Consider the following 25,479-nt stretch of genomic DNA (forward strand, 5'->3'; position numbering starts at 1 on the left):
GCCGGCTACGAGTTCAGCTACGGCCATCGCCACTACATCGACCAGATGGTGCTGGACATCGGCGGCGGGGTGCGCGGCACGCTGCCGCAGTTCTCCAACCAGCCGGGGTATGTCTACGGCGATCCCGGCTGGAACGGGCGCAGCACCATCCTGACGGCCAATGCAGGTCTATACCTGCCCTTCAAAGTGGCCGGCCAGCAGATGGCGTACCAGGCCAACTGGCAGATCCAGCACGCCAAGACGCCCATCGTGCCGGCCGACTACTTCACCATCGGCAACCGCTACGCGGTGCGCGGCTTCGATGGGCAGATGACGCTGGCCGCGGAAGACGGCTGGACCTTGCGCAATGACCTGTCGCTGGACCTGGGCGGGTTGGCGGGTCTGCCGGGCCAGCAGGTCTACACCGGGCTGGACGCTGGCCGAGTCGGGGGGCCGTCGGCCCAGTACCTGGCCAGCCGTACGTTGGTCGGCGCGGTGGCCGGCCTGCGCGGCCGCATCGCCATGCCCTATGTCAATGCCAGCTATGACCTGTCGGCGGGCTGGCCCTTGAAAAAGCCCGACAACCTGAAAACGCAAAGCACGGTGTTCGCCGCCACGCTGATGTTCGAGTTTTAGACCGTTCGGGGCGCGTGCGCCCCGGCCGTCATCCGTCCAGTTGCTTCACGCTTACCGAGAGTTGCCTCGCCATGTCCAAGCTTCGCTCCGCAGTCGTCTGGTTGGTCCTGTACTCGCAAATCTGGACGCCCGTCCTGGCGCAGACGCTACCCATCTCCGTCGACAAGAGCGTGCCGGGCGCCAAGCCCGTGGTGGGCGTGAGCAATGGCGTGCCCGTCGTCAATATCGCGCCGCCGTCGGCCGGTGGTGTGTCGAACAACCGTTTCACCCAGTTCAACGTCGGCCCCTCGGGCGTGGTGCTCAACAACAGCGGCGCGGCCAGCCAGACGCAATTGGCCGGGCAAGTGGCGGGTAATCCGATGCTGGGCAACCAGCGCGCAACGGCCATCCTGAACCAGGTCACCGCCGCCAACCCGTCGCGGCTGATGGGCATGTTGGAAGTGGCCGGCAATCGCGCCAACGTCATCATCGCCAACCCCGCGGGCATCACCTGCAACGGTTGCGGCTTCCTCAATGCCAACCGCGCCACGCTCACCACCGGCAAGCCCGTCATTGGTGCGGATGGCGCGCTGGGCTTCGACATCACGGGCGGCCGCCTGGGCATCGAAGGCGCGGGCCTGTACGGCGCCAACCTCAGTCAGCTCGACCTGATGGCGCGCACGCTGGAACTGAACGCCCAAGTCTGGGCCAGTAATCTGAACGTGGTCGCGGGCGCGGCGCGCGTCGGCTATGACGGCATCGACGTTGCGGCCCTGACCGGCGCCGGCGCGGGCACCGGCGTGGCCTTGGACGTCGCCGCGCTGGGCGGCATGTATGCCAACAGCATTCGCCTCATCGGCACGGAAGCCGGGGTCGGCGTGAACATCGGCGGCAACCTCGCGGCGCTGACGGGCACGCTGACGGTCAGCGCCAACGGCGACGTTCGCATCCAGCCTTCGGGTCGCCTGCAGGCCGCCACGAACCTCTCGGTGCAAAGCGCCCGCGACATCGTCAACGACGGCGCTGTCGCCGCGGGCGGCGCGCTGGGCTTGAACGCCGCCGCCAAGGTCATCAACAACCAGGCCATGTCCTCGGCTGGCAACGCCAGCATCGTGGCGCGCCAGCTGGAGAACCGCGGCGCGCTCACGGCGGGCTTGCAGGCGGACGGCTCCATCAGTCCGCTCGGCGCCTTGAGCGCGCAGGTGGATCAGCTGCTCAACCCCGGCACCCTGGTGGCGGGTGGCGATGCCACCATCACCGCGAACGCGCTCGGGTTGTCGGGCGGCAAGTTCGTCGCCGGGGGCGCATTGCGCGTGGACGCCACGGGCGCGGTCACCAATCGCGGCGGCTCGGTCTATGGCGGCTCCGTGGCCTTGCGCGCGGCCGGCCTGGACAATACGGGCGGCAAACTCACCAGCGGCGCGGCGCTCGACGGCCAGGTGACGGGCGCCATCGACAACACCGGTGGCACGCTGGCTGGCGCCGGCGCGCTGGACCTGCGCGGCAGGTCCGTGGTCAACGCGGCCGGCGGCGTGGTCTCGGGCCAGAGCGTGGCGCTGCGCGGCGCCGACGGCATCGACAACCAGGGGGGATCGGTGCAGGCCAACGACGCCTTGCGCGTCGAGACCGCGGGGACGCTCGACAACCGAGGCGGCAAGCTGCTTGGCGGCAGCGCCGACATCCAGGCGGCCGCCATCGACAATCGCAATGGCATCGCCCAGGCCGACGGCAAACTCGCGGTCACCACCGGCGGCGCGCTGCAGAACCAGGCGGGCGGCCTGTATGGCGGCACGCTTGGCATCGACGCTGCGAGCCTGGCCAACAGCGGCGGCAAGGTCGCCAGCGGCGGCGCATTGGACCTGAAGACGGCCGGCGCGATCGACAACACTGACGGCACCGTCGCCGCCCAGGGCCTGGCCACGCTGAACGCCCAGAGCCTCTCAAACACGCGTGGCATCGTCGCGGCCGGCGGCCTGACGCTCAAGACGCAAGGCGTGCTGGACAACAGCGCCGGCCTGATCCAGGCCGACGACGCGCTGGCATTGACTGCCGGCAGCCTGAAGAACCGTGACACACTCGCCAATGGCAATGCCGGCGCTGGCGCCACGACTGCGGGCGCCCTTGGCCTGATGGGCCAGCAGGTCACGCTGGACACAACCGCCATCGACAACCAGGCCGGCCGCATCGGCGCCGGCCAGGCGCTGACCCTGACCACCGGCGTGCTCGACAACACGCGCGGCAACGTCTCGTCGGACGCCAAGGCGAAGCTGGCCTTCAGCAGCGTGACCAACACCGGCGGCGCCCTGACCGCTGGCACCTCGCTGGAGCTGGTCACAGGCAACCTGGACAACGACGGCAAGATCCACGCCGGCCAGGATCTGAAGATCACAGCCGATACCCTGACAAACCGCGCCACCGGCGAATTGATCGCGGTGCGCAACAACGAACTGATCATCGGTGGCCTGTTGAGCAACGCCGGCCTGATCGACGGCGGCTACACGCTCATCAATGCCGGCAATCTGCTCAACACCGGCCGCATCTACGGCGATCGCATCGGCATCAAGACGCCGCTGCTGCAGAACGAACCCAACGCCGTCATCGCCTCGCGTGGCGACATGGACCTGGGCGTGGGCACGCTGACCAACCGCGAGCACGCGTTGATCTACGCCGCGGGCGACCTGCGGCTGGGCGGCACGCTGGACGCGGCCGGCAAGGCCACCGGCCAGGCGGCGTTGTTGTCCAACGAGTCCGCCACCATCGAGGTCGAGCGCAACGCCGACATCGCCGCGGCCAGCATTCAGAACCGCAACCTGCACTTCGCCAGCGAAACCGTCGAAGTCGGCCGCGAAGCCAAATGGTTCTACCGTCTGGATGGCACCACCGACATCGTCGATGGCGAGGGCATGTGGTTCTGCAACACCGTCAAGTCCATCTGCGGTCGCGGACCGAGCTGGATGGGCCAATACGACGAGCGGCGCTTGCTGATGCCGTCGGCGCGTTATCCGGAAAGCCAGTACGGGCCGCCGTTCGACTACAGCAACATCCAGGAGGACCAGCAGGGGCGGGCGGGTGTCAGCGCGCCGATTGGCCTGGCATATATCGCCGAATATTCCGGCTGCAGTGGCGGCGATGCGGGCGAGTGCTACACAAACCCCGCGCAGTTCCTGTACAAGCCCGACGCCAAGATTTGGTCCGTCTTCGAGGTAGAACGTCCCAGCGGCATCAGGCGACCCCCGTCGCCGGATGATTGCGGCTGGCGCTGCCCCGCGGACCTGGCCCAGCAGCAGGCTCAGTACGACCACGACCTGGAGCTGTACGACACGCTGAACGAGAAGATCAAGGCATTCAACGCCGACTTCCGCAACAACCGCATGATCAAGGACTTCACCTTCTACGAGGTGACCGAGATCACGCGCGAGACCCGCATCACAGAGAGCGATCCGGGCAAGATCATCGTTGGCGGCAATGCCCGCCTTGTTGGCAACGTCGTCAACGACAAGAGCCGCATCCTCGCCGGCGGCGCCTTGAAAACCGAGGGTGGGACGCTGAGCAACGTCGGCGCCGAGGGACTGCGCACGGTCGACCGTGTCGGCACCATGGCCTACACCTACGAGAAGAACGACTCCCGCAAGTACAACCGTTCCGACTACAACGCCACCGTCCTGGCCGAACGCATCGAGACCGGCCTGGGCGACGCGAAGGGCGGCGCCGCCGTCGCGCCGTCTGGCCAGACGCCGGGCGCCAGCACCGTCGTCCAGGCGTTGCCGCCGGCAACGCTGACGCGCATCACGCTGCCCGGCAACCAGACCATTGCGGTGGTCGTGCTGCCGCCGACCATCCCGACCAGCAAGCTGTACCAGGTCATCACGGCGCCCAACGCGCCCTACCTGATCGCCACCGACAGCCAGTTCATCGGCTCGCGGTCCGTGGTGTCCAGCGATTTCCTGCTGGAGAAACTGAACCAGGACCCTGGCCACGTCCTCAAGCGCCTGGGCGACGGCTTCTATGAGCAGAAGCTGGTGGCTGAACAGGTCATGCTGGCGACCGGCCAGCGCTTCGTCGGCGACTACACCGACAACGAAACCCAGTACAAGGCGCTGCTTTCCGCCGGCGCCGACTTCGCCAAGCAGTTCGGCCTGGCCGTGGGCACCGCGCTTACTGAAGAGCAGATGCGCCACCTGACCAGCGACATCGTCTGGATGGTTGAGCAAACCGTCACGCTGCCCGACGGCACGCAGCAGAAGGTGCTGGCGCCGCAGGTCTACCTGGCCGTCAAGCCGGGCGACCTGCGCGGTGATGGCACGTTGATCGCCGGCCGTGACACGCAGATCAGCGCGACGGGCGACGTGAACAACAGCGGCACCCTCGGCGCACGCAACGCGTTGGTGGTCGATGCGCAGAACGTGCGCAACACCGTGGGCACGATCCAGGGCAAGACCGTCAACCTGAATGCGCGCAACGACATCGATAACCTGGCCGGGTTGCTCAAGGGTGACGGCGTCACGCTGACCGCGGGCCGCGACATCAACCTCACCGCCAGCACCCAATCGAACGTGCGTGGCGGTATCAGCAACACCATCGTCGACGGGGTCGCCCGTATCGACGCCGGAACGCTGAATGCGCAGGCGGGCCGCGACGTCAACGCGCAGGCTGCCGCCATCGTCACCAGCGGTGATGCGAGCATTCGCGCCGGCAACGATATCAACCTGACCGCCGCGGGGACGAGCTACGGCGAGTCGTTCAACTTCGGCAAGAAGAACCGGTCGGAGATGCGTACGACGGAGGACGTGGGAACCCGCATTGCCGCTGCCGGGAACCTGACATTGATGGCTGCGCAGGATATCAATGCCATTGCCGCGCAAGTGTCGTCCGACAAGCAGTTGGCGCTCGGCGCGGGGCGCGATATCAATGTGCTGGCGGGGGATTCCAGCGGGTATGCCTATAACGAGATCTATTACAAGACGAAGGGGTTCCTCTCTAGCAAGACGACACACCGCATCAAGGAAGCGTCCTGGACGCAGGCGGTGTCTTCCACCTTCACCGGCGATAGCGCCGTGATGGTGGCTGGGCGTGATCTGAATGTGCTGGGTTCCAACGTGGCGGCACAGAACGACTTGGTCATGTCGGCGGATCGCAATGTCAATATCGTTGCCGAAAAGAACTCCGCCAGCGAATACCAGTACGAGAAGATCAAGAAATCCGGCTTTGGTGGACTGGGAGGCCTCAGCTACGGATCGCGTCAGACGACGGATTGGATGGACACCAAGCGTGGCCTGAATACTGGTAGCACCATCGGCAGTGTGACGGGGGACGTGCTGATCAACGCGGGCGGTTCGTTGAACGTGCTTGGCAGTGATGTCCTGGCACGGCAAGGCGACATCACGATGATCGGCCGGGACGTCAGTATCGTTGGCAGTTTCGACACGATGCGCCAGCGTGAAGTGCACGAGATGAAGCAGTCTGGCTTCAGTGTCACGGCCAGCACACCTGTGGTCAGCGCCATGCAAACGGCCGGACGTATGGCGGAAGCATCCGGAAAGTCCGGCAATCCTGTCATGACCGCGCTGGCGGGTGGAACCACAGCGCTTGCGGCCAGCAACGCCTATGACGCGGTCGCGGCCGCCGGCGCGGCAAAGGACGCCGGTGCCATCGACAAGATGGGCGGCGGCAGCATCAAGATCAGCTTCGGCAGCAGCAAGAGCAGCAGCACTACGGATAGAAGCTCGTCCACCTCGGTGGGATCGAACATCGCTGCGGGCAAGGACCTGACGATTGTCGCCAAGGGCGCGGGAAGCGCATCGGATATAACGGTTTCGGGTTCCAACCTGTCGGCGGGCAACAATGCCGTGCTGAAGGCCGACGGCGACATCCTGCTGCAGGCGGCCAAGAACTTCTACGAACAGAAGACGGACAGCAAGAGCAGCGGTTTCAATATTGGTATCGGCTACAGCACCGGCACATCCAACGGTTTGACGGTGGAGTTGGGAGCCTCTATTGCACGGGGCAAGGAGAACGGCCGGGATGACAGCTGGACCAACAGTTCCGTCACCGCGGGCAACGTGCTGGCGTTGCAGTCGGGGGGAGACACGACGCTAAAAGGCGCATCCGGAAAGGCGGAACAGATTCTGGCCTCGGTAGGAGGCAACCTGTTGCTGGAGAGCCTGCAAGATACAAGCACGTACACCTCAAAACAGACCAGCGCTGGCGTGAATATCACGTTGTGCATTCCGCCCTATTGCTATGGCCAGAGTACGGCTGCCGCTAACTTCGGCACCGGCAAGATGAACAGCAACTTCAAGTCTGTCACTGAACAGACGGGCTTGTGGGCGGGCGACGGCGGGTTCCTGATCGACGTCAAGAACAACACGACGTTGATCGGCAGTGTCATCGCCAGCAGCGACAAGGCGGTGGCAGATGGACTGAACATGCTCAGCACCGGGACATTGGTCACTCGTGATATCAAGAACTCGGCGAGCTATAGCGCCAACCAAATCGCCGTGGGCGGAGGGTTCGGGTTTGGCGGTAGTGCGTCGGCGGGGGGAGAAAGCCCCGCTGGCTTGGGCACCACCAAGGGCAACCAGGTGGCCGGCGGCGCGAGCAAGGACGCAGGCACTTCCTTGGCGTCGAGTGGGGGCTTTTCCGCCAATCTACCGACGGTGGTTGCGGCCGGCGGCAATAGCAGTTCCACGACCCAAAGCGCCATCAGTGGCGGCACCATCATCATCCGCGATGAAGAAGGACAGCGGGCGCTGACAGGCAAGACTGTGGCGGAGACGATTGCGGCGCTGAATCGGGATACGTCGGACACGTTGAACACGCTGAAGCCGATCTTTGACAAGGAGAAGATCGAGGCGGGGTTCGAGATCGCGTCGGAGGCCAGCCGGCAGTTGGGGCAGTTCCTGACGAATCGGGCTAGGGAAATACAGGCTGCCAAGCAGCGCTCTGAAGACCCGCGCTTGTCTTATGCCGAGCGCATCCAAGCCGCGAAGGAGTATGCAGATCTGGAAGGCAAATGGGGGGCCAGAGGAACGTACAGCCAGTGGGGCACCATCATCCTGGGCGCGGCGAGTGGCAACGTCATGGGAGGCACAGGTCAGTTTGTTCAGGCGGCTACCGTAAATTACCTGCAGACGCTAGGCGCTGCGCAGATCAAAGAGTTGAGCCGTGAGCTGGGTGGTGAAGGCTCGGCAGGTCATGCGGCGTTGCATGCCGTGCTTGGCTGCGCGGGAGCCGCTGCTCAAGGAGCTTCCTGCGGAGCAGGCGGTGTGGGCGCGCTATCAGGCGTGGTGCTGAGCAAACTGCTGGAAAATCTGGAGGGAGATGGTGGTAAGAATCTATCTGCGGAGGATCAGCAGGCCCGCGTCAATCTGATAACCAGCATTGTTGCCGGTATTGCGGCGGCTATCGATCCGAATGCAGCCAGTGCTGCCCAAGTCGCGGCGCGTATCGAGTTAGAGAACAACAGCCGCTATATGAACCGCGATAAGGTTGGGCGGTTGAAAGCCGAGCTGACTGACGAGTTGTTGAGGGAGTGTACCGACGCGCGCTGCTTCCAGGAGGGGTTTGATCGAGCAGACCGGATGGCGTCGGCCTACGATGTGGCGCTGATACTCAGCCACTACCCGCAACTGACCAAAGAGAAGGCCGACACACTTGCCCAGGCGGTGCTAGACCTCGCGCCCGGGGTGTCAAACGCCAGTGCGCTGTATGAACTGGTGACGGGGAGGACGGCGACGGGCGAAGAGGCGAACAGGTTTTTCTCTTCGTTGGGACTGGTGCCTGTTGTTGGAGGGATGCTGAAGAAGGGAGGGCAGGCGCTGCATGTTTTTGCTGACGTGGGGAAGGCGGTTGATGTTGGCAAGATTGGAGGCTCAATCGGTGGCAAGGCCGCGCTAGGATTTTCCGAAGATGCCGCGCGAGCCGCACTTTCAAATATTGGTCGAATAGATCATTCGGCTAGACATTTGATCGAAGCAGGGATAATCACAGCGAATTCTGGATCAAAAGCGGCCAGACAAGCGTTTCAGGAAATTGGGCAGATTATCTTGACAAATCCAGAAAAAACTTTCGATCATGTTATGAGTCAAGGTGGGCAAGCGGTAAAAGGCTTTTATAGGAAAATTAACGGGAATGATGTGATTATCTTTGTGGCAAAAGAAAACGTTGGAAAAGTTGCGGCTGGGAATATTGTTACGGCAATCAAGCCCTCCGCCCAACAGATGAGGAATTTTGGCCTATGAGGACTAGTGCGAGTCTTGGAATCTATTGGACATTTGTAGATAAGAATACAGGGGAGATATATCAGGAAGAAGTGCCTGGTTTGATATTTTTTGGTTACTGGAAAGAAGGGTATTCGTCTGACGTGGCGAAGAATATATCTTCATTTAAAAATATCTGGGCCGATTTTTCTGAAATAAAGGCGCGTGAGTGGGTTGGGGAGGATTTAAGCAACGTTTCTTTCGAAATGAAGATCAACTTATGGCCAACAGAAAGACGCTGGAAGGAGAGTGTTGAGGCCTCATTACGTTGGTTTGTTAATAGAGGGGCATTGATTTCGTGGTGTGGTGGCGAATTTTCTAGTCCTTCGTTGGACGTGTTTCGTCCTGACTGCCACGCAGGATCGATATATGCGGCTTATTGCAATAGTGTCGGATTTATTTGTGGTTCGAGTCTGAGTTCTGAATATAGGGATGTTGATGTGGTTGATGTCGAGAAGTTTATGCGCGTGCTTGAAAATTAATATTCCAATTGACTGGTTCTCATCAATGCGCCACGGCCAGTCTCTTCCGCCTGGTAGAGCCGCGGTGCTGCCTGCGGGAAATAATCAGCCCCGGCAATTACGTCGGATTTGCTTCAAGTAGGGAACCGTGAATCATGAATGCTGTATTGCGATCCATTACAGCCGTCCTGTCGTTGGGCGGCACGCTGGCGGGTTTTTCGCCACCCACCCGAATATCCTGAGCCGCTATGATGCCGCCACCAGTGCGCGTGCGCGTCTACGTCTATACGGCTGATCGCATCCGGCTGGATTTCAATCGGACCTGCTTCTTGCCTGCGTCGGGGCTGTTCGGCCACGGCGATGGCCCGGAGACGATCCAGCGCTCACACATGCGGGGCAGCGGCAGTGTCGGGATACCGCCATCGCCGGACATCACCGGGCAAGTGTTTGACCTCTATCGACGAGTTCCAATCGTGAACAGCATCAAGCTGGCGAGCAGGGCTGTAATGCTAAAAAATATCGCCGGCGCCAGCGCAACAATATCCAGCCCCGCGGCCTGATTAGTAGATTTCACGGTCAACGACAGAGTTACATCGATCAGAGCCCATACTATATATATACCGATAACCGGAAAGACCAATATAGCCGCGGAGACCGTGCTCGCCTGGTCGTCAGGCGTCACCTCAAGAAGCGCGTCAATTGCTCGCGTATATACCAAGCCAGGGCCCGCTCCGATAAATACGAATGACGCCCTAAGCCATGCGTAGCTATCCGCTTCGGTGAGTGCTATGACTGCTAAGATCGCGGCACCTGATGCAAAAATGGTCACTCCGGCCAACAGCACCAGACGACCATGGCCTGCTGCAAAGGGCAGGCCCGCCAGCGAGCCGCCGATCGTTCCGATAGCCACGAGTGTGGATGTTGTCGATAGTGGCAGGTTATCTCCGCCCAGAGCGAACTCCGACAGCAGCATCAATGAACTGGCGAAAGTACCCGCGCCAATATAAAAGAGAAATGCGCCTCCCAATGTCGCAATAAAGGTCTGACTTCCGAATATTTTCACGTCCATAATCGGTATATGCGTGCTTCGAGACAGTTTGTTCTCGTGGTGAGCGAAATATGCCAGCACAACTAGTGCCAATGGTGGCCCAGCAAGAGACCACCAGGGCCAGGCGCGTAGCGGGCCTCCCGCGAGTGGTATCAAAATTAATGCCAATCCTAGGGTTCCAACTACGGCGCCGTGCAGATCGAGAGGTCCGCAAGCTCTCGTGCGCAACGTTGGCACGCAACGCCATCCGACTAGCAACGCTACCAGACCCATCAGTAGGTCCATGAAAAGCATTAGCCGCCAACCAAACGCATTTTGGTTTAGCGCAATCAGCACTGCACCGAGCATTCCCCCAATCAGGTACGCACTTCCATCCACCACCAACGCCAGGGCAACAATCTTACGGCGCAGGTCACCGGTGGATAACACGCGTAACGATGTCCAGGTTTGTGGCGTTACCATACCAGCCCCGATCCCTAGCAAGGCTTGTGATGCAAGGATCTCTTCCATCGTATTGGCTGCGAAGCAACCTAGAGCTGATGCCAAAGTGAACAGCCCTAAACCGGCGAGGAACAGGCGCCGATATCCCAAGAGATCACCCAGTCGCGCGCTGATCATCAGACAAAGTCCGTATCCCACGAGGTAAGTGGTCATTAATACATACAGGTGTTCGCCAAGCTCGGGTCGCTGGCGCGGGCCGCCAGACAGCAAGAAGCCGAGGGTGTATATGTTGAGAAGAGCGACAAAATGCCCCGCGAGTAATGCTATTGGCGTCGACCAATTGGGTCGTTTGGCGGCAGAGTTGGCAGGGATGACGAAGCGTCCGGGTGGTGCGTGCGCGGGCGCAATAGATTTGGGGTTTTCCATAGATCCCGTTAGTGTTAGGCCGTACCCACGTGCAGCAGCCCTCGCATGCGGAGAGCACTTGACGCCGGTGCAGTCGACGCACGGGCGCGAGGCCGACGTAGCCGCGATGCACAAATCATCGCGACCGGTGTGATCGCGCATGTGTAGGATTCAGGCATAGGGAGATATAGCCCTTACGAGGGCGACAGGGCGCGACGGTGAGTCCTATAGCGATGATCAGATGTGAATTTGAGACGAATCCGGTAACGGACCGGTTGTATCGCCAGTTTTGGTACCACCGTATAGCAACGTCACAGTATGGTTGCGTGGCGCGATTTCCTCACTTTCAGTCCGATATCTCCCCACACCTGCAATTACCTTGCGCCCGAGCAAACCCCGTCCCTTTCCCTCCGTCTACAAGCCAAGTCCATGACGCCAAACAAGTCGTGGCCCTATACGTCCGATTGCAATTACCAGAAGAAAATCGACGACACGGGCTGGATCGGCGCACGTACTGCGCTGCCAGCGCTGTATGCAGCCGAGGCGGTCTGCAAGGCCCTGAACAACGAACTACCCGGCGCGATGGATGCGGCAGGCATCAAGGCGACATTCAAGCTGCGCAAGGTGAATCCGGATTCCGCGCGGCCGTTGACCTTGAAGGAAGACGCAGCGGCCATCGGGGCAAAGTATGTGGTGGCATTGGGCGAACCCTATGGCTTTGGCGGCTATCAGCAATACGGCCCATCGGTAAGCATCAAGGTGCGCCTGTATGACGCCGTATCGGGTGAATACCGCGGCTACGCCGAAGACACCTATCCGATTTCCTTGCGCGACTACTCCAATCGGGGGCCGGCCGCAGACGGCCTGCGGATCGCGGCGGATATGGCGCAAATGCTGGCGCGCACGATGCGCAAGCGCTGCATCGAGGCCTATCCTTATCAATGCGGCAAGGCAGGCTTGTTCCGCCTGGCCGAGCCTCGCGATGCCTATGGCAAGTGAGCACCGCGTTTGCCCTGGCTAATTTCTTCTCTTTTGAGTGAGTGGTAGATGATTGCTGTGTTGCGTTGCATGGCGCCCGCTGTGTTGCTGGGTGGCGCCTTGGCGGGTTGCTCCGCCACCAATCCCAATATTCTCAGCCGTTACGACGCTGGCAGCAGTGCGCGGGTTCGCGTGTATGTATATACGGCGGATCGCATCCGCCTGGATTTTGACAGGACTTGCTTCCTGCCCGCGTCGGGCCTGTTCGGTCATGGCGACGGGCTGGAAACGATCCAGCGTTCGCACATGCGCGGTAGCGGCAGTGTTGGAATGCCGCCTTCGCCGAACATCTCGGGCCTGGTGTTCGACGAATTCATCATCAAGGCGGGTATTCCGGTAACCATTTACGGTCAGGTCGGCGGGACGTACAGAAGCGCCGGGCCTTATGGGTCCGTGACCATCACGAGCTGGCCCGAGACGAAGAATGCGGGGTATTTCACGCCAGCCGCTGGCAAGGACTACGAGGTCTATGTGGAGCGGCGCGCGGTCGTGGTGCAGGACATCACGGTGCCCGGCGCCAGCGCAGCGGAACGGCAGGTGCCGCTGACGCCGGCTTCGGCCTGCCCGGAACCCCCTGCGACCGTGATGCCGAAGGTCTGACCGCAGTCGCTGGGCCTATCCGGTACGCGTCGTCTCACACCGGCCATTCCCCCATCCGATACGCAGAGTCCCAGAACATCCATTCCAACTGCGCCGCATGCGTATACGCCCGGTGCATGTCGTCGCGCGTTTGCGCGGACGCCTTGTCCGCCGCCTGGTCCACCGAGGCGATGACTTCGCGCACCAGGCTGTGGAATTCTTCCCCGGCGTAGGTATCGATCCACGCGCCATAGGGATTGGGACGCGTCGCGCGCGAGTGGATGTCGCGCCCGATCTCGGCATAGATCCAGAAGCACGGCAGCAACGCCGCCAGCGCCACCGGATACGGCGCGCTCCACGCCGTGGCGATGAGAAAGCTGGTGTAGTGATGGCTGGCCGGCGACAGCGGGGTACTGGCGAACGTCTCTGCATCGATGCCGAATTGCTTCATGAAGCCTTCGTGCAGGCTGCGTTCGACCACCACCGCGTTCTTGGCCGCATCGGCGAACTGCACCACGCCGTCGGCGTGGTCGGCCTTGGCGGCGGCGACCGCCAGGGCGCGGCCGAAGGCCAGCAGGTAGTGGGCGTCCTGGATCATGTAGTGGCGGAACGCCTGCTCGCTGAGCTGGCCGCTGGCCAGTTCCTGGTTGAACGGCATGGTGCGCGTTTTTTCGTACAGCGCGGCGTTGCGCGCCCAGGCGTCGGTGCTGAAAGACATGGCAATCCTCAAATCGAAGTCGGACGGCGCATCATGCGCAGCGCCGTGGCTACGGTTCAAGGATATCAAGACTTCCCGGCGGCGTTCGCGCGCACGGCAGGCCGGTGGGCGGAACCTCGATAGCGGGGCGGGCCGCGGCCTCGGGACGGGCCGCGATGCTCTCGCTCCGTGCTGCCCTTATTGCATGTACCACCCATGGCTGACGACGAACGACTGCCCCGTGAACGCAGCGCTGGGGAAGGTCGACAGGAACAGCGCCGTCTGTGCCACGTCCTCGACGGTGGTGAATATGCCGTCGACGGTATCGCCCAGCATCACCTTCTTGACCACGTCTTCTTCGCTGATGCCCAGTTCCTTGGCCTGCTCGGGAATCTGCTTTTCGACCAGGGGCGTGCGCACGAAGCCGGGGCAGATGACATGCGAACGCACGTTGTGCTTGGCGCCTTCCTTGGCCAGCACGCGCGCCAGGCCCAGCAGCGCGTGCTTGGCGGCGACGTAGGCGGACTTGAGCGGCGAGGCTTCGTGCGAGTGCACCGAGCCCATGTAGATCACGACGCCGCCGCGATCATCCTTGTACATGTGCTTGAGCGCGGCCTTGGTGGTGAGGAAGGCGCCATCGACGTGGATGGCCTGCATCTTCTTCCAGTCGGCGAAGGCGAAGTTCTCGATCGGGTTGACGATCTGGATGCCGGCGTTCGAGATCAGGATGTCGATGCTGCCATAGGCGGCGGCGACACGGTCGATGCCCTGGTTGACGGCGTCTTCGTTGGTGACGTCCATGGCCACGCCCATGGCCTTGCCGCCGGCCTGTTCGATTTCGCGGGCGACGGCGTCGGCGCCGGCCTGGTTCAGGTCGGCGATGGCGACCGCGGCGCCGGCGCGCGACAGGGTCAGCGCGATTTCCTTGCCGATGCCGCTGGCGGCGCCGGTGACGACGGCGACTTTTCCGTTCAGATTACTCATGCTGGGGACCTCCGGGTAAGGATGCCGCGAGCCGGGATGCGCCCGCGGATGCGAGGGGCATGGTTTCGATGGTAGCGCGCCAAAATGAGAGCGGCCTGAATGCGGCGGGCCGGTAACCATCTATGTCATTTGCTTCCGCCGGGGCTTCGCGCCGGGGCCGATGCCGGGATCGCGGCCGAGAGGAGGTCGTCGGCGGCGCGGCGCGCGCCGGGACGCGCTGTTACCAACCGGCCCGGCGCACCGCAAGCGGACATTGCCGATTGCGGCCCGCTGCGCGAGAATCCGCGGCAGTCGACGCCGCCGCGAGGCGGCTATCCGGATTTCTTACAGGGCAAAGACAAACGTGGCATCGGTCATGGCGGGTCAGGCGGGCAAGGGCGGGAACGTGGCGGGCAGATGGGCGCGGCGCATGGCGGTGTCCCTGCTGGTCCTGGCGACAGGGGCGGCGCAGGCCGCCCACGTCGTGGTGGACACCGGCCATACCCCGAAGCAGCCGGGCGCGACCGGCGCCAGCGGCCGGGTGGAGTATCTGTATAACCTGGACCTGAGCGGCGCGGTGGCCGCTGACCTGCTGGCCCTGGGGAACCGCGTGACGCGCGTTTCCGCCGACGGCGCCGAGGTGCCGCTGGGCCGGCGCACCCGGATCGCGCCGGATGCGGATTTCTTCATCTCGATCCACCACGATTCGATGCAGCAGCAGTACATCGACGCCGGCCGCCAGCGTGAGTTCGCGGGGTTCTCCATCTTTGTCTCGCAGCTCAATCCGCGCTACGAGGACAGCCTGCGCTGTGCCAGGGCGATCGGCGAGGCGTTGCTGGCGGCGGGCGAGAAGCCGTCGCTGTATCACGCCGAGCCCATCGCCGGTGAAAACCGGCCGTTGCTGGACCGTCGCCTGGGGGTGCATCGCTACGACGGGTTGGCGGTGCTCAAGACCGCCGTCATGCCGGCGGTGCTGGTGGAGGCGGGCGTGATCGTGAATCCGGACGAGGAAGCCAGGCTGGGCAAGCCGGAGACCGTCCAGCGGCTGGCGCGCGCGATCGCCGATGGCGTGCAGGCTTGCCAGGCGCGATAGGGGCGCACGGACCCCGAAACTGGCGATGGCCGGCGAGATGGATAAAATCCCGGATTCGAAGGGGCGGGCCGCGCCGCCCAACGCGGGTATGACGGCGCGACCCGGAGGCGATCCGGCCCGTGGCATGCGTTCCGAGGACAAGGACTGATGATGCTGAAAAGAAAACTGACGACACTGGCCATGGGCCTGGCAATCACGCTGACGGGCCTGTCCATGGCGCCCGCCCAGGCGCAGGCGCCCGCGCAGCAAAAGGAAGAGCCCGAGCGCTATGGCCCGTTCTTCTATCTGCCGAGCGAACCGAACCTGCTGATCTACGTCGGCGCGGTCAGCGCCAACGACCTGCTGCACATGAAGAAGGCGTTGCGCGAGCATCCGAGCATCACCACCCTCATTCTGCAGAACAACGGTGGCGGCCTGGTGCACATCGGGCTGGTGGTGGCCGAGGAGGTCTACGAGCGCGGACTCAATACCTATATTCCCAAGGACAGCTACTGTGCCTCGGCCTGCGCGTTCGTGTTCTTTGCCGGGCGCCAGCGCCTGGCCGAAGGCCGCCTGGGCGTGCACCAGATCACCGCGCCCGAGATGACGGGCGAACAGGCCCAGTTCGGGGTGTCGGACATCGTCGCCACCCTGCCGAAGTATGGGGTGTCGGCGGATGTGCTGGGCATCATGTTCAGCACGCCGTCCAAAGAGATGTATTTCTTCTCGCCACAGGAAATCGCCAAGTACGGCATCAACCGCACGGGCAACGTGAGGACGGCCGCCAACGAGCCCGCGCAGGGGGGCACCCCGCGCACGGCGCCGCCTGTGCCTGCGCCCGCCGCCGCGCCCGCGCCGCAGGCGCAGGCGCCCGCCGACGATACCCGTCTGCCGCCTCGCCGGCCGGCCGCGTCGCCGGCGCCGTCCGGCCCCGCGCCGGTGGCCAATCCGTACATGACCAAGGATCCCGCGCCGGCCCCGATTTCCGACGAGCAGCGGGCGATCAATGCCGCGACCCTGATGATCCAGGCGGGCAGCGGCACCAATGAAGAGGCGATGAATTTCACGCGCGAGTTCTACGCGGACACGGTCGACTATTTCAAGAAGACGCGCCCGAAGTCGGAGATCCTGGCGGACAAGACGGCCTATTTCGCGCGCTGGCCGGTGCGGCGCTTCGTGGTGGACCAGAATTCGCTGCGGGCCAAGTGCCAGGACCAGATGTGCATGGTCAAGGGCCTCTACGATTTCAAGGTATCGAGTCCGTCGCGCGGCAAGACCGCAACCGGCACCTCCAATTTCACGTATGTGCTGGACCTGCGCAACCGCTACCGCATCGTCATGGAAGACAGTGAGGTCGTCAGCCGCTGAACCAGCGGCCAGGCGCCAGGGAGAGAAGCACCATGGGTTTCAAGAATCGCACGGCGCGGCTGCTGTGCCTGGCCGGGCTGGGGGTTCTGTCGGCGCCGGTGTGGGCGATCGATTGCCACAAGGCCAGCACGCCCGCCGAGAAGCTGATCTGCTCGGACCGCGGCGCGGTGGCCGCCGACGCCGAGTTGAACCGGGCCTACGCCGCGTTGCTCAAGCAGGCGCCGGATGCGGAGATCCGCGCGATGCTGGTGGACAGCCAGCGTCGTTGGATCGAGACCCGCAACATGCGCCTGGAGGGGTTGATGTCCGATTCCGAATCGCTTCCCGAGGGCAAGACGCTGGCCGCTGTCGCGGCTGACCTCATCCGCGCCCGCGCCGGCGAGTTCAAGGAATCCAGGAAGGGCGACAAGCTCCCCAGGTTGATCCGCGTGGCGTTGAGCCAGCGGGATTTTCGCAAGCAATTCACGGGCGGACCTTACTCCGGCTATGAAACGTCCTGCGATGTGCTGCCGCCGGATTACAAGTACTACGCCTGCTTCGCGATCCGCCACTACCAGAACAATGATCGCATCTGCAGCACGGACGAATACTGGGCGACCGGCGCGGTCTATGTGCAGCGCTATGTGGCCAAGCTGGTCGACAACAAGCCGGTGCCGGTGGCTTCCTGCTCGTACAACGGGCAGGACACTGACTGTCCGGACGGCGTGGCCGACGATGCGCGCTGGAATACCGGGCCCAAAATGCGGGCGGCGACCTACTCATCCAAGCCCTTGCCGCAGATCGATGGCGAGGTCGACGACAGCGACGATTACGGCTGGATCAAGGCCTGCCTGACCGACAGCAACTTCCCACTGTCCAACCCGGCGGCGGCAGGCCGCTAGGTTTCGCAGGCCTTGCCTCACGGGACCGCGCGCCCTTGCCAGGCATTCTTGAACGTGGGTCGATGTGCTAGCCCGAGGCGCCGGCGAGGCGCTTGCGGTGATGCCGGGCGTATTCTTGCAGCGCGTCGCGCAATACCACCGCCTGGTTGTGCTCGGTATCGCGGGCGCCATACAGCAGGGTCACCGGGCGCCCGCTGGCGGCTTGCAGCAGGGCGTCCATGCGGGCCTGCTGCTCGGGTTCGGCCAGTTCGGCCAGGTATTTCTCGCGGAAGGTATCCCAGCGTTCGTCGACGTGGCAAAACCACTTGCGCAGTTCGCTGCTGGGGGCGAGATCCTTGGCCCATTCGTCCAGCGCCAGGTCGACGCGGCGCAGGCCGCGCGGCCATAGGCGGTCCACCAGGGCCCGGTAGTGCCCATCGGGACCAATACCTTCATAGACGCGTTGCACGGAGATGGCGGACGGCTTCATGGTGGCTCCTGTCTGCGGTGCCACCAGTCTACTCCCGCCGGGCGCCGCGCTAGGCCGTGGCGTTGGCCTGCCGCGCGGTGGCGCCGCCGGCCCGCAGCAACAGGAAGCCCACCACCGCCGAGGCCAGTGAGCCGGTCAGCACGCCGATCTTGGTGGCATCGACCGCGGCCGGATCGGTGAACGCCAGCGCGCCGATGAACAGGCTCATGGTGAAGCCGATGCCGCACAGCAGGGCCACCCCGTACAACTGCGTGAAGCTGGCGTGGCGCGGCAGGCTGGCAATGCCGGACTTGATGGCCAGCCAGGCGAAACCGAACACGCCCAACTGCTTGCCCAGGAACAGGCCCAGCGCCACGCCCAGCGGCACCGGCTGCGCCAGGCTGGACAGGCCCATGCCGGCAAATGACACGCCCGCATTGGCGAAGCCGAACAAGGGCACGATCAGCAGGGCGACCGGCTTGTGCAGTGCGTGTTCCAACGCGTGCAGCGGCGAATGCCCGCCGTCATGGCCCTGGTGCTGCGGGCGCAGTGGAATGGTCAGCGCCAGCGCCACGCCGGCCAGCGTGGCGTGTATGCCGGATTTCAGCACGAAGTACCAGAGCACCATGCCGATCAGCAGATAGGGCGTCAGGCGCAGCACGCCGGCCCGGTTCAGGCAGACCAGGCAGGCCAGCAGCGCCCCGGCCATGGCCAGCGCGAACAGGTTCAGTTCGGACGTGTAGAACAAGGCAATGATGACGATGGCGCCCAGGTCGTCCAGGATCGCCAGCGCGGTCAGGAAGACTTTCAGTGAGGTCGGCACGCGGCTGCCCAGCAGTGCCAGGATGCCCAGCGCGAAGGCGATGTCGGTGGCGGCCGGGATGGCCCAGCCGCGCAGTGTGTCGGGGCTGCCCAGGTTGATCAGGACATAGATCACCGCCGGCATGACCATGCCACCCAGGGCGGCGATGCCGGGCAGCACGATGCGGGCCGCGCCGCGCAATTGGCCATCCAGCACTTCGCGCTTGATTTCCAGGCCCACGAGCAGGAAGAACACCGCCATCAGGCCGTCGTTGATCCAGTGCAGCACCGATTCCTTCAGTGTCACGGGGCCGGCCTGGAACCCCAGCTTGGTGCCGAGCACGTCGAAATAATGCGGAGCGAGTGGGCTATTGGCGATGATCAGCGCCACCACGGCGGCCAGCATCAGGACGTAGCCGCCCAGCGCTTCCGAGCGCAGGAATGCCTGCATGAAAGACACGGGCCGGGGCTCGGGCGGGGCCTGCAAGGTCAATATCCACTCCTTGATTGTTGCAATGCAGCGTAACACTAAGAATATTGAATATTACCTGAATTCAGACTAGTCCGAGATTGAAAGGGCGTTGATTTCTATAGGATTTGACCTTGTTCGTTTGAATAGGGCAGCGCTTGGCCGCCGCCTCCGACACCGTCATTTGTCTGCCTGGAGATTCCGCTTTGTCGCCGCTTTATGTTCTGACCTATCACCCGACAGCAGAGGCTCCCGGCCGGATGGTGGAGGTACGGCCGCAGCCCATGGTGGCGCCCAACGACGCCTATCGGGTGGCTCGCCTGGAGGCCAGCATGCAGGTGCTCGATTGGGCCGCGCAGGGAGCCCGTTTCGATCTGTCCACAAGTGGCACCATCCGGGTCTGGCAAGACGGCAGGCTGGTTGCCGCCGAAGCGCCCCACGATGGCGTCGCGCCGCTTGCGCCCGTCGATTGTGCCTATCTGGGAGCCTACCTGATTCGCCAGGGCCATGGCTGGAGCGATGGGGCTCCCGGGCCGGCAGCCGCGGCCCCGGGCGTGCGGCCGCGGTTACGCATACTGCACACCGAGGCCGCCACTTCGTTCGGAGGCCAGGAATACTGCATCCTCAAGGAAATGCTGGCGATGCGCGAACGCGGTCACGACCTCGAAGTGGTCTGCCAACCGCACTCGGAATTGGCGCTGCGGTTGCAAGAGGCCGGTTTTCGCGTGCACACCATGCCGATGGATGGCGTGGCCAATTACTGGCGCGCCATTTTCCGGATCCGCCGACAACTGCGCCGCACGCCCTTCGATGTGGTCCACAGCCATAGCCGGCGCGATACCGTGTTGGGCGCTATTGCCGCTCGCCTGGCGGGCACGCCATTAATCGTGCGCACGCGCCACCTGGCCAAGCCGATCCACTCCCTCTATGCCTATACCTGGCTGGCGCATGGCGTGATCGCCGTCAGCGAATTCGTACGCCGTCAGTTGCTCGACAGGGGAGCGCCGCCACGCAAGGTCGCCATGGTGCATTCCCCGGTCGAGCCGGCAGGCGCGGGCGACGCGGGCCGCGTGCGGCGCGAACTTGGGTTGCCGGCCGACACGCCCATCATCGGCTGCGTCGCGGCCATGCGCCCGGACAAGGGCCATTACGACCTGCTGGACGCGTTCGAGCGCATCAGCGGCCGTCATCCGCGAGCGCACCTGGTGCTCGCGGGCGATGGCGAGCCGATGTTGTCTTTGCTGCAGGCCCGCGCGGTGGCGCTGGGTCTGGCCGAACGTATCCATTTCCTGGGGCGGCGCGAAGATATCGTCGAGGTCATGATGGCATTCGACATCTTCGCGCTGCCGACTCGCCGCGAGGCGCTGGGAACGGTGTTCATCGAGGCTGCGGCGCTGGGCGTGCCGGTGATCGGGGGCGATGTCGACGGGGTGCCGGAGACCATGTTGCCAGGGGTCTCGGGCCTGCTGGTGCCGCCCGGCGATGTGCCCGCGCTGGCGCGGGCGCTCGATGCGCTGTTGGGCGATGCGCCGCGCCGGCGCGAGATGGGCCGGATGGGCCGCGCCTACGTGGCGAGCGGCCGGTTCAGTCCGGCCGTCACCGCCGCCCAGCTCGAGGCCGTCTACCTGCGCTGGCTGGCGCGCCGCGGCTGGCGCGCGGGCGGTCCGGGTTGATGCCGGGCCGCCAACTGCCCGGTCATGGGCTCAGTGCCACAGCAGCGCGTTCATGGCCTCGACCAGGCGGTCGCGGTAGCGCGGCAGTAGGGCGCGTATGCGCGTCTGGCGCTGGTGCCAGTCGGCGGATTCGGCCCCCGCGGCGATACGGGGGACGGCCCAGATGGGGTCGGGGAAGTGGCGGTCGCCGCGCCAGCGCGGGATGACGTGCCAGTGCAGGTGCGGCACCATGTTGCCCAGCGAGGCCAGGTTGATCTTGTCCGGCGCCAGGATCGACTGCTGCGCCTCTTCCACCACGTATACCGCGCGCATCAGCAGGTCGCGGCCATGGGCCGACAGGCTGGTCATCTCGCCCAGATGGCCGTTCCACACCACGCGGGTGAAGCCGGGGTAGTCGGGATCATCGACCTCGATCAGGCGCAGGTGCGGCCCGCGCCACAGCAGCGCGCCGCCGTCGGTCTGGCACAGGGGACAGTCCGGATCGCGCGCGCTCATGGCAGCGCCTTGCGGTATTGGATGAAGCCGGAACGGTCGGCGATGCGGTCGTACAGTTGCATGGCGGTGGCATTGGTCTCGTGGGTCAGCCAGTACACGCGGGCGCAGTTGGCGGCGGCGGCCTGCGCATAGACGTGTTCGATCAGCTTGCGGCCGGCACCGGTGCCGCGGGTGTCGGGCGCCACGTACAGGTCTTGCAGGTAGCAGTAATCGCCGGCTGTCCAAGTGGAGCGGTGGAAGATCCAGTGCACCATGCCGACGGCCTTGCCGCTGTCGTAGGCCAGGGCGGCATGCATCGGCTCGGCCGGATCCAGCAAGCGGGCCCAGGTGGTGCGGGTGACGGCATCGGGGATGTCGACGCGGTAGAAGTCCTGGTAACCCTTCCACAAGGGCAGCCAGACGTCAAAATCGGCGGCGACGACGGGGCGGATTTCGGCGGAACTCATGGGGCGTGCCTCCTGCGGGTCAGAGTTGGTTTTCCAGGGCTTCGACGATGTGACGCAGCACCTGAAGGCGAGCGTAGCGCTTGTCGTTGGCGGATACCAGGTGCCAGGGGGCGTGCTTGACGTCGGTGCGCGCCAGCATCTCGTTGGTGGCGGCGGCGTATTCCTTCCATTTGTCGCGGTTGCGCCAGTCGTCGGGAGTGATCTTGAAATTCTTGAACGGCGATTTCTCGCGCTCCTTGAAGCGTTCGAGTTGCACGTCGGCGGTGACCGCCAACCAGAATTTCAGTACCAGCGCGCCGCTGCCGGCCAACTGCGCCTCGAAGTCGTTGATTTCGGAATAGGCGCGGCGCCAGTGCGACGGCGGGGTGATTTTCTCGACCCGTTCGACCAGTACCCGGCCGTACCAGGAGCGGTCGAAGATGGCGATACGGCCGTGTCCCGGCACGTGGCGCCAGAAGCGCCATAGATAGGGGCGCGACAATTCGTAGCTGTTGGGCGCGGCCACCGGCGTGATGTCGAACTGGCGCGCGTCCAGGGCGTGCGTGATGCGGCGGATGGCGCCCCCCTTGCCGGCGGCGTCCTGTCCTTCGAACACCAGCACCAGCGAGCGTTCCTGGAACTTCTTCGAGCGCGCGGCGCGCGCCAGGCGCCCTTGCAGCAGGCCCAGCTCGGACTCGTAGTCTTCACGGTCGAGCTTGGCGTCATAGTCGAGCTGGCCGAGCCGGTCTAGGATGCGGGCCGGGCCGGTGTGGGCCACGAACGTGGGCGGGATGCGCGGCACGCCCTGCTGGCGCATGGCGGCCAGCACCGCTTCGGCGGTGCGCGCCGAACGCATGTTCTCGTCGGCGCTGGGGATCACCACCCATGGCGCGTGGCCGCTGTCGGTGTGATTGATGACGACCTGGCCGCTGTTGCGGATACGGTCGTACTTCTTGTGTACCTTGAGATCGATCGGGCTGACTTGCCAGGACGTCTCGGGACTGGCAAGCAGGCGCTTGGCGCGCGCGCGCTGGGCGTCGCTCGACAGGTGGAACCAGAGCTTGACGATCTGCACGCCCTCGGCAGCCAGCATGGCCTCGAAGCGGCGGATGGCCACCGACTGTGCTTCGATGCTGTCCTGGTTGGGCCGCTTGCGCGCCGCTTCGCGGATCAGCGGGGCATACCAGGAACCGAAGACGATGCCGGTGCTGCCCTTGGGCGGAAGGTCTTTCCAGTAGCGCCACATCGGCGGCCGTTCGAGTTCCTCGCCTTCCGGTGGGCCATAGGCCAGCGTCTTGATGTGGCGCGGGTCCATCCACTCGTTGAGCAGGTTGACGGTGGCGCCCTTGCCGGCGCCGTCGATGCCGGTCACCACCACCAGCAGGGACTTCTCGGCTTTCTGCAGGCGCTGGTACTGCGCGTTCAGGAGCGCGACGCGCAGCCTGGCTTCCAGGGGTTTGAACGCTTCCTTGGAGAGGACTGGGTCGGCTTCGGCTTCGGCGAACATGGGGGAGTTCCGTCTGATCGGCAATCGGGTGACCGGCCGATCTTGCGGGATATCCCGGCGGCGCGCAAGTGCGTCGCCGGGAGCGCCGTGCCGGGCGCGGAACTAGAGGGCGTCCACCGGGATCTTGAGATAGCGCACACCGTTGTCTTCGGCGGGCGGGAAGTGGCCCGCGCGGATATTGACCTGGATGGCGGGCAGGATCAGCGTGGGCATGGACAGGGTGGCATCGCGCCCGGTGCGCATGGCGACGAAGTCGTCTTCGGTGATGCCGTCGCGCACGTGGATGTTGCCGGCGCGTTGCGCGGCGACAGTGGTCCGCCAGGCGGCTTCGCGGCCGGCGGGCGGGTAGTCGTGGCACATATACAGCGTGGTGTCGGCGGGCAGGCTCAACAGGCGATGGATGGAGCGGTACAACTGGTGGGCGTCGCCACCCGGGAAATCGCAACGCGCGGTACCGACGTCGGGCATGAAAAGGGTGTCGCCGACGAAGACGGCATCGCCGATGCGGTAGGCCATGTCGGCCGGGGTATGGCCGGGCACGTGCATGGCGCTGGCGGCGAGGGCGCCAATCTGGAACGTTTCGCCGTCGGCGAAGAGGTGCCCGAACTGGGAGCCATCGAGATGGAACTGCGGTTCGAGGTTGAAGATCTTCTTGAATACGCCTTGCACGGTGCGGATGCTCTCGCCGATGGCGATGGTGCCGCCCAACTGGCGTTGCAGGTACGGCGCCGCCGACAGGTGATCGGCATGGGCGTGGGTTTCCAGCAGCCATTCGGTCCGCAAGCCGTGCTCGCGCACATAGGCGGCGACGCGGTCGGCGCTGGCGGTGGTGGTGCGGCCGGACTTGGGATCGTAGTCCAGCACCGAGTCGATGATGGCACAGGCGCCGCCGGGGGCGGGCTCGTGCACGGCATAGGTGACGGTGGCGGTGACCGGGTCGAAAAAGGCTTGGATCTGCGGAGTCATGGCGGTTGCCTTGGCCGGAAAGGGGTGGGGGTCGGCTAACAATATATTTTTCCAAATAATATTGTTGAATATTTTATTGGTCAATATAATGTTCAAACTTTCTTCCGCTGATTGACCCCCATCAAATGAATGATCCCCTCACCGAATGCGAAGTCGCCGCGCTGCGCGAATCCGCTTCGCAGGCCTGCACTTTGCTCAAGGCGCTGGCCAATGAAGACCGTCTGCTCCTGTTGTGCCAATTGGTGCAGGGCGAGCGCAATGTCGGCGAACTCGAGTCCCTGACCGGCATCCGCCAGCCGACGCTGTCGCAGCAATTGGGTGTGCTGCGTGACGAAGGCCTGGCAAGCACGCGCCGCCAGGGCAAGTATGTGTATTACCAACTGGCCAGCTTTGAGGTCAGCCAGGTCATGAAAACCCTGTCCAGCCTGTATTGCGGCCGGACCATGGAGGCGCTCGCATCATGATCGACGTCGCTGCTTTCACTCCCACGAGCGCGCTGGTCGGCGGCGCCATCATTGGCGTGGCCGCCGTCCTGATGATGCTGGGCGCGGGCCGCATTGCCGGGATCAGCGGCATTCTCGGCGGGTTGCTGCCGCCCGACCGCAATGCCGCCTGGCGCCTGGCGTTTCTGCTCGGGCTATGCCTGTCCCCCTGGCTGTACCAATTGGGCAGTGCGCTGCCGCCGATCGTGGTGGAAGCGGGCAACGGCCGCCTGATCGCCGCCGGCCTGCTGGTGGGCATCGGGACCCGTTACGCCTCGGGCTGCACCAGCGGCCATGGGGTGTGCGGCCTGGCGCGCGGTTCGCGCCGTTCCCTGCTGGCTACGGCCCTGTTCATGGCGGCGGGATTCGCCATGGTGTATGTCGTGCGACACCTGATCGGAGGCTGAC

The 25,479-nt window shown here is 64.1% G+C and carries 20 protein-coding genes; 11 read left to right on the plus strand and 9 right to left on the minus strand.

Annotated features, from left to right (window positions below):
- The 3 genes from AC6LKG_RS19150 to AC6LKG_RS19160 form a co-directional block, all read left to right on the plus strand.
- Positions 1–615, plus strand: a 615-nt coding sequence (locus AC6LKG_RS19150; protein ID WP_498166942.1) for a ShlB/FhaC/HecB family hemolysin secretion/activation protein, incomplete at its 5' end; no start/stop codon positions are given.
- A gap of 71 nt (positions 616–686) precedes the next feature.
- Positions 687–8,834: a hemagglutinin repeat-containing protein gene (locus AC6LKG_RS19155; protein ID WP_498166944.1), complete on the plus strand. Its 8,148-nt coding sequence runs from the start codon at positions 687–689 to the stop codon at positions 8,832–8,834.
- Positions 8,831–9,334, plus strand: coding sequence for a hypothetical protein (locus AC6LKG_RS19160; protein WP_498166945.1), 504 nt, complete (start codon positions 8,831–8,833; stop codon positions 9,332–9,334). The genes AC6LKG_RS19155 and AC6LKG_RS19160 overlap by 4 nt, the downstream gene beginning before the upstream one ends.
- A 433-nt stretch (positions 9,335–9,767) precedes the next feature.
- On the opposite strand, the gene AC6LKG_RS19165 is transcribed toward AC6LKG_RS19160, so the two are convergent.
- Positions 9,768–11,228 carry an MFS transporter gene (locus AC6LKG_RS19165; protein WP_498166947.1) on the minus strand — a complete coding sequence of 487 codons (1,461 nt, stop codon included), beginning with the start codon at positions 11,226–11,228 and terminating at the stop codon, positions 9,768–9,770.
- 297 nt (positions 11,229–11,525) lie between these two features.
- Between AC6LKG_RS19165 and AC6LKG_RS19170 the strand changes: the two genes are divergently transcribed.
- On the plus strand, positions 11,526–12,206 hold the full coding sequence (locus tag AC6LKG_RS19170; RefSeq protein ID WP_498166948.1) for a hypothetical protein: 681 nt from the start codon (positions 11,526–11,528) through the stop codon (positions 12,204–12,206).
- Positions 12,207–12,254: 48 nt separating this feature from the next.
- A complete protein-coding gene (locus tag AC6LKG_RS19175) occupies positions 12,255–12,845 on the plus strand; it encodes a hypothetical protein (protein ID WP_235432717.1) in 591 nt (196 codons plus the stop codon).
- A 34-nt stretch (positions 12,846–12,879) separates the two neighbouring features.
- On the opposite strand, the gene tenA is transcribed toward AC6LKG_RS19175, so the two are convergent.
- Together tenA and AC6LKG_RS19185 are read right to left on the minus strand one after the other, a co-directional pair.
- Positions 12,880–13,542 (minus strand): thiaminase II, encoded by a 663-nt coding sequence (tenA, locus tag AC6LKG_RS19180; protein WP_049076995.1) that lies wholly within the window; start codon positions 13,540–13,542, stop codon positions 12,880–12,882.
- A 177-nt stretch (positions 13,543–13,719) separates the two neighbouring features.
- A complete protein-coding gene (locus AC6LKG_RS19185; protein ID WP_049076994.1) occupies positions 13,720–14,505 on the minus strand; it encodes a 3-hydroxybutyrate dehydrogenase in 786 nt (261 codons plus the stop codon).
- A 409-nt stretch (positions 14,506–14,914) separates the two neighbouring features.
- On the opposite strand from AC6LKG_RS19185, the gene AC6LKG_RS19190 reads away from it, so the two are divergent.
- From AC6LKG_RS19190 to AC6LKG_RS19200, 3 genes are all read left to right on the plus strand, one after another.
- Entirely contained in the window at positions 14,915–15,577 is a 663-nt protein-coding gene (locus tag AC6LKG_RS19190) for an N-acetylmuramoyl-L-alanine amidase family protein (protein ID WP_498166949.1), read from the plus strand.
- A 147-nt stretch (positions 15,578–15,724) separates the two neighbouring features.
- On the plus strand, positions 15,725–16,924 hold the full coding sequence (locus AC6LKG_RS19195; protein WP_498166950.1) for a COG3904 family protein: 1,200 nt from the start codon (positions 15,725–15,727) through the stop codon (positions 16,922–16,924).
- Between the two features lie 32 nt (positions 16,925–16,956).
- Positions 16,957–17,805 carry a lysozyme inhibitor LprI family protein gene (locus AC6LKG_RS19200; protein WP_498166953.1) on the plus strand — a complete coding sequence of 283 codons (849 nt, stop codon included), beginning with the start codon at positions 16,957–16,959 and terminating at the stop codon, positions 17,803–17,805.
- A 67-nt stretch (positions 17,806–17,872) separates the two neighbouring features.
- Here the strand turns inward: AC6LKG_RS19200 and AC6LKG_RS19205 are convergent, their stop codons facing one another.
- Together AC6LKG_RS19205 and nhaA are read right to left on the minus strand one after the other, a co-directional pair.
- Complete coding sequence (locus AC6LKG_RS19205; protein ID WP_498166955.1) at positions 17,873–18,274, minus strand: DUF488 domain-containing protein; 402 nt, start codon at positions 18,272–18,274, stop codon at positions 17,873–17,875.
- Positions 18,275–18,323: 49 nt separating this feature from the next.
- Positions 18,324–19,547, minus strand: coding sequence for a Na+/H+ antiporter NhaA (gene nhaA / locus AC6LKG_RS19210; RefSeq protein ID WP_498166958.1), 1,224 nt, complete (start codon positions 19,545–19,547; stop codon positions 18,324–18,326).
- 530 nt (positions 19,548–20,077) lie between these two features.
- Here nhaA and AC6LKG_RS19215 point away from each other — a divergent pair.
- On the plus strand, positions 20,078–21,196 hold the full coding sequence (locus AC6LKG_RS19215; protein WP_498167004.1) for a glycosyltransferase: 1,119 nt from the start codon (positions 20,078–20,080) through the stop codon (positions 21,194–21,196).
- 30 nt (positions 21,197–21,226) lie between these two features.
- Here the strand turns inward: AC6LKG_RS19215 and AC6LKG_RS19220 are convergent, their stop codons facing one another.
- The 4 genes from AC6LKG_RS19220 to AC6LKG_RS19235 form a co-directional block, all read right to left on the minus strand.
- A complete protein-coding gene (locus tag AC6LKG_RS19220; protein WP_498166959.1) occupies positions 21,227–21,691 on the minus strand; it encodes an HIT family protein in 465 nt (154 codons plus the stop codon).
- On the minus strand, positions 21,688–22,137 hold the full coding sequence (locus tag AC6LKG_RS19225; RefSeq protein ID WP_498166962.1) for a GNAT family N-acetyltransferase: 450 nt from the start codon (positions 22,135–22,137) through the stop codon (positions 21,688–21,690). The genes AC6LKG_RS19220 and AC6LKG_RS19225 overlap by 4 nt, the downstream gene beginning before the upstream one ends.
- Before the next feature lie 19 nt (positions 22,138–22,156).
- Entirely contained in the window at positions 22,157–23,623 is a 1,467-nt protein-coding gene (gene pap, locus AC6LKG_RS19230) for a polyphosphate:AMP phosphotransferase (protein WP_498166963.1), read from the minus strand.
- Between the two features lie 102 nt (positions 23,624–23,725).
- Entirely contained in the window at positions 23,726–24,589 is an 864-nt protein-coding gene (locus AC6LKG_RS19235) for an MBL fold metallo-hydrolase (protein ID WP_498166965.1), read from the minus strand.
- A 125-nt stretch (positions 24,590–24,714) separates the two neighbouring features.
- On the opposite strand from AC6LKG_RS19235, the gene AC6LKG_RS19240 reads away from it, so the two are divergent.
- Together AC6LKG_RS19240 and AC6LKG_RS19245 are read left to right on the plus strand one after the other, a co-directional pair.
- Positions 24,715–25,053: an ArsR/SmtB family transcription factor gene (locus tag AC6LKG_RS19240; protein ID WP_498166967.1), complete on the plus strand. Its 339-nt coding sequence runs from the start codon at positions 24,715–24,717 to the stop codon at positions 25,051–25,053.
- A complete protein-coding gene (locus AC6LKG_RS19245; protein ID WP_498167007.1) occupies positions 25,047–25,478 on the plus strand; it encodes a YeeE/YedE family protein in 432 nt (143 codons plus the stop codon). The genes AC6LKG_RS19240 and AC6LKG_RS19245 overlap by 7 nt, the downstream gene beginning before the upstream one ends.
- The last annotated feature ends 1 nt before the right edge of the window (position 25,479 follow it).

Source organism: Achromobacter sp. 46006, assembly GCF_059761975.1.

Bases quoted from the DNA above. Each gene is read 5' to 3' on its own strand.
- AC6LKG_RS19165 (WP_498166947.1), bottom strand. From the start codon at position 11,228: ATGGAAAACCCCAAATCTATTGCGCCCGCGCACGCACCACCCGGACGC.
- AC6LKG_RS19160 (WP_498166945.1), top strand. From the start codon at position 8,831: ATGAGGACTAGTGCGAGTCTTGGAATCTATTGGACATTTGTAGATAAG.
- tenA (WP_049076995.1), bottom strand. From the start codon at position 13,542: ATGTCTTTCAGCACCGACGCCTGGGCGCGCAACGCCGCGCTGTACGAA.
- AC6LKG_RS19195 (WP_498166950.1), top strand. From the start codon at position 15,725: ATGATGCTGAAAAGAAAACTGACGACACTGGCCATGGGCCTGGCAATC.
- AC6LKG_RS19220 (WP_498166959.1), bottom strand. From the start codon at position 21,691: ATGAGCGCGCGCGATCCGGACTGTCCCCTGTGCCAGACCGACGGCGGC.
- AC6LKG_RS19200 (WP_498166953.1), top strand. From the start codon at position 16,957: ATGGGTTTCAAGAATCGCACGGCGCGGCTGCTGTGCCTGGCCGGGCTG.
- AC6LKG_RS19225 (WP_498166962.1), bottom strand. From the start codon at position 22,137: ATGAGTTCCGCCGAAATCCGCCCCGTCGTCGCCGCCGATTTTGACGTC.
- AC6LKG_RS19175 (WP_235432717.1), top strand. From the start codon at position 12,255: ATGATTGCTGTGTTGCGTTGCATGGCGCCCGCTGTGTTGCTGGGTGGC.
- AC6LKG_RS19240 (WP_498166967.1), top strand. From the start codon at position 24,715: ATGAATGATCCCCTCACCGAATGCGAAGTCGCCGCGCTGCGCGAATCC.
- AC6LKG_RS19235 (WP_498166965.1), bottom strand. From the start codon at position 24,589: ATGACTCCGCAGATCCAAGCCTTTTTCGACCCGGTCACCGCCACCGTC.
- AC6LKG_RS19190 (WP_498166949.1), top strand. From the start codon at position 14,915: ATGGCGGTGTCCCTGCTGGTCCTGGCGACAGGGGCGGCGCAGGCCGCC.
- AC6LKG_RS19155 (WP_498166944.1), top strand. From the start codon at position 687: ATGTCCAAGCTTCGCTCCGCAGTCGTCTGGTTGGTCCTGTACTCGCAA.
- AC6LKG_RS19205 (WP_498166955.1), bottom strand. From the start codon at position 18,274: ATGAAGCCGTCCGCCATCTCCGTGCAACGCGTCTATGAAGGTATTGGT.
- pap (WP_498166963.1), bottom strand. From the start codon at position 23,623: ATGTTCGCCGAAGCCGAAGCCGACCCAGTCCTCTCCAAGGAAGCGTTC.
- AC6LKG_RS19170 (WP_498166948.1), top strand. From the start codon at position 11,526: ATGGTTGCGTGGCGCGATTTCCTCACTTTCAGTCCGATATCTCCCCAC.
- AC6LKG_RS19185 (WP_049076994.1), bottom strand. From the start codon at position 14,505: ATGAGTAATCTGAACGGAAAAGTCGCCGTCGTCACCGGCGCCGCCAGC.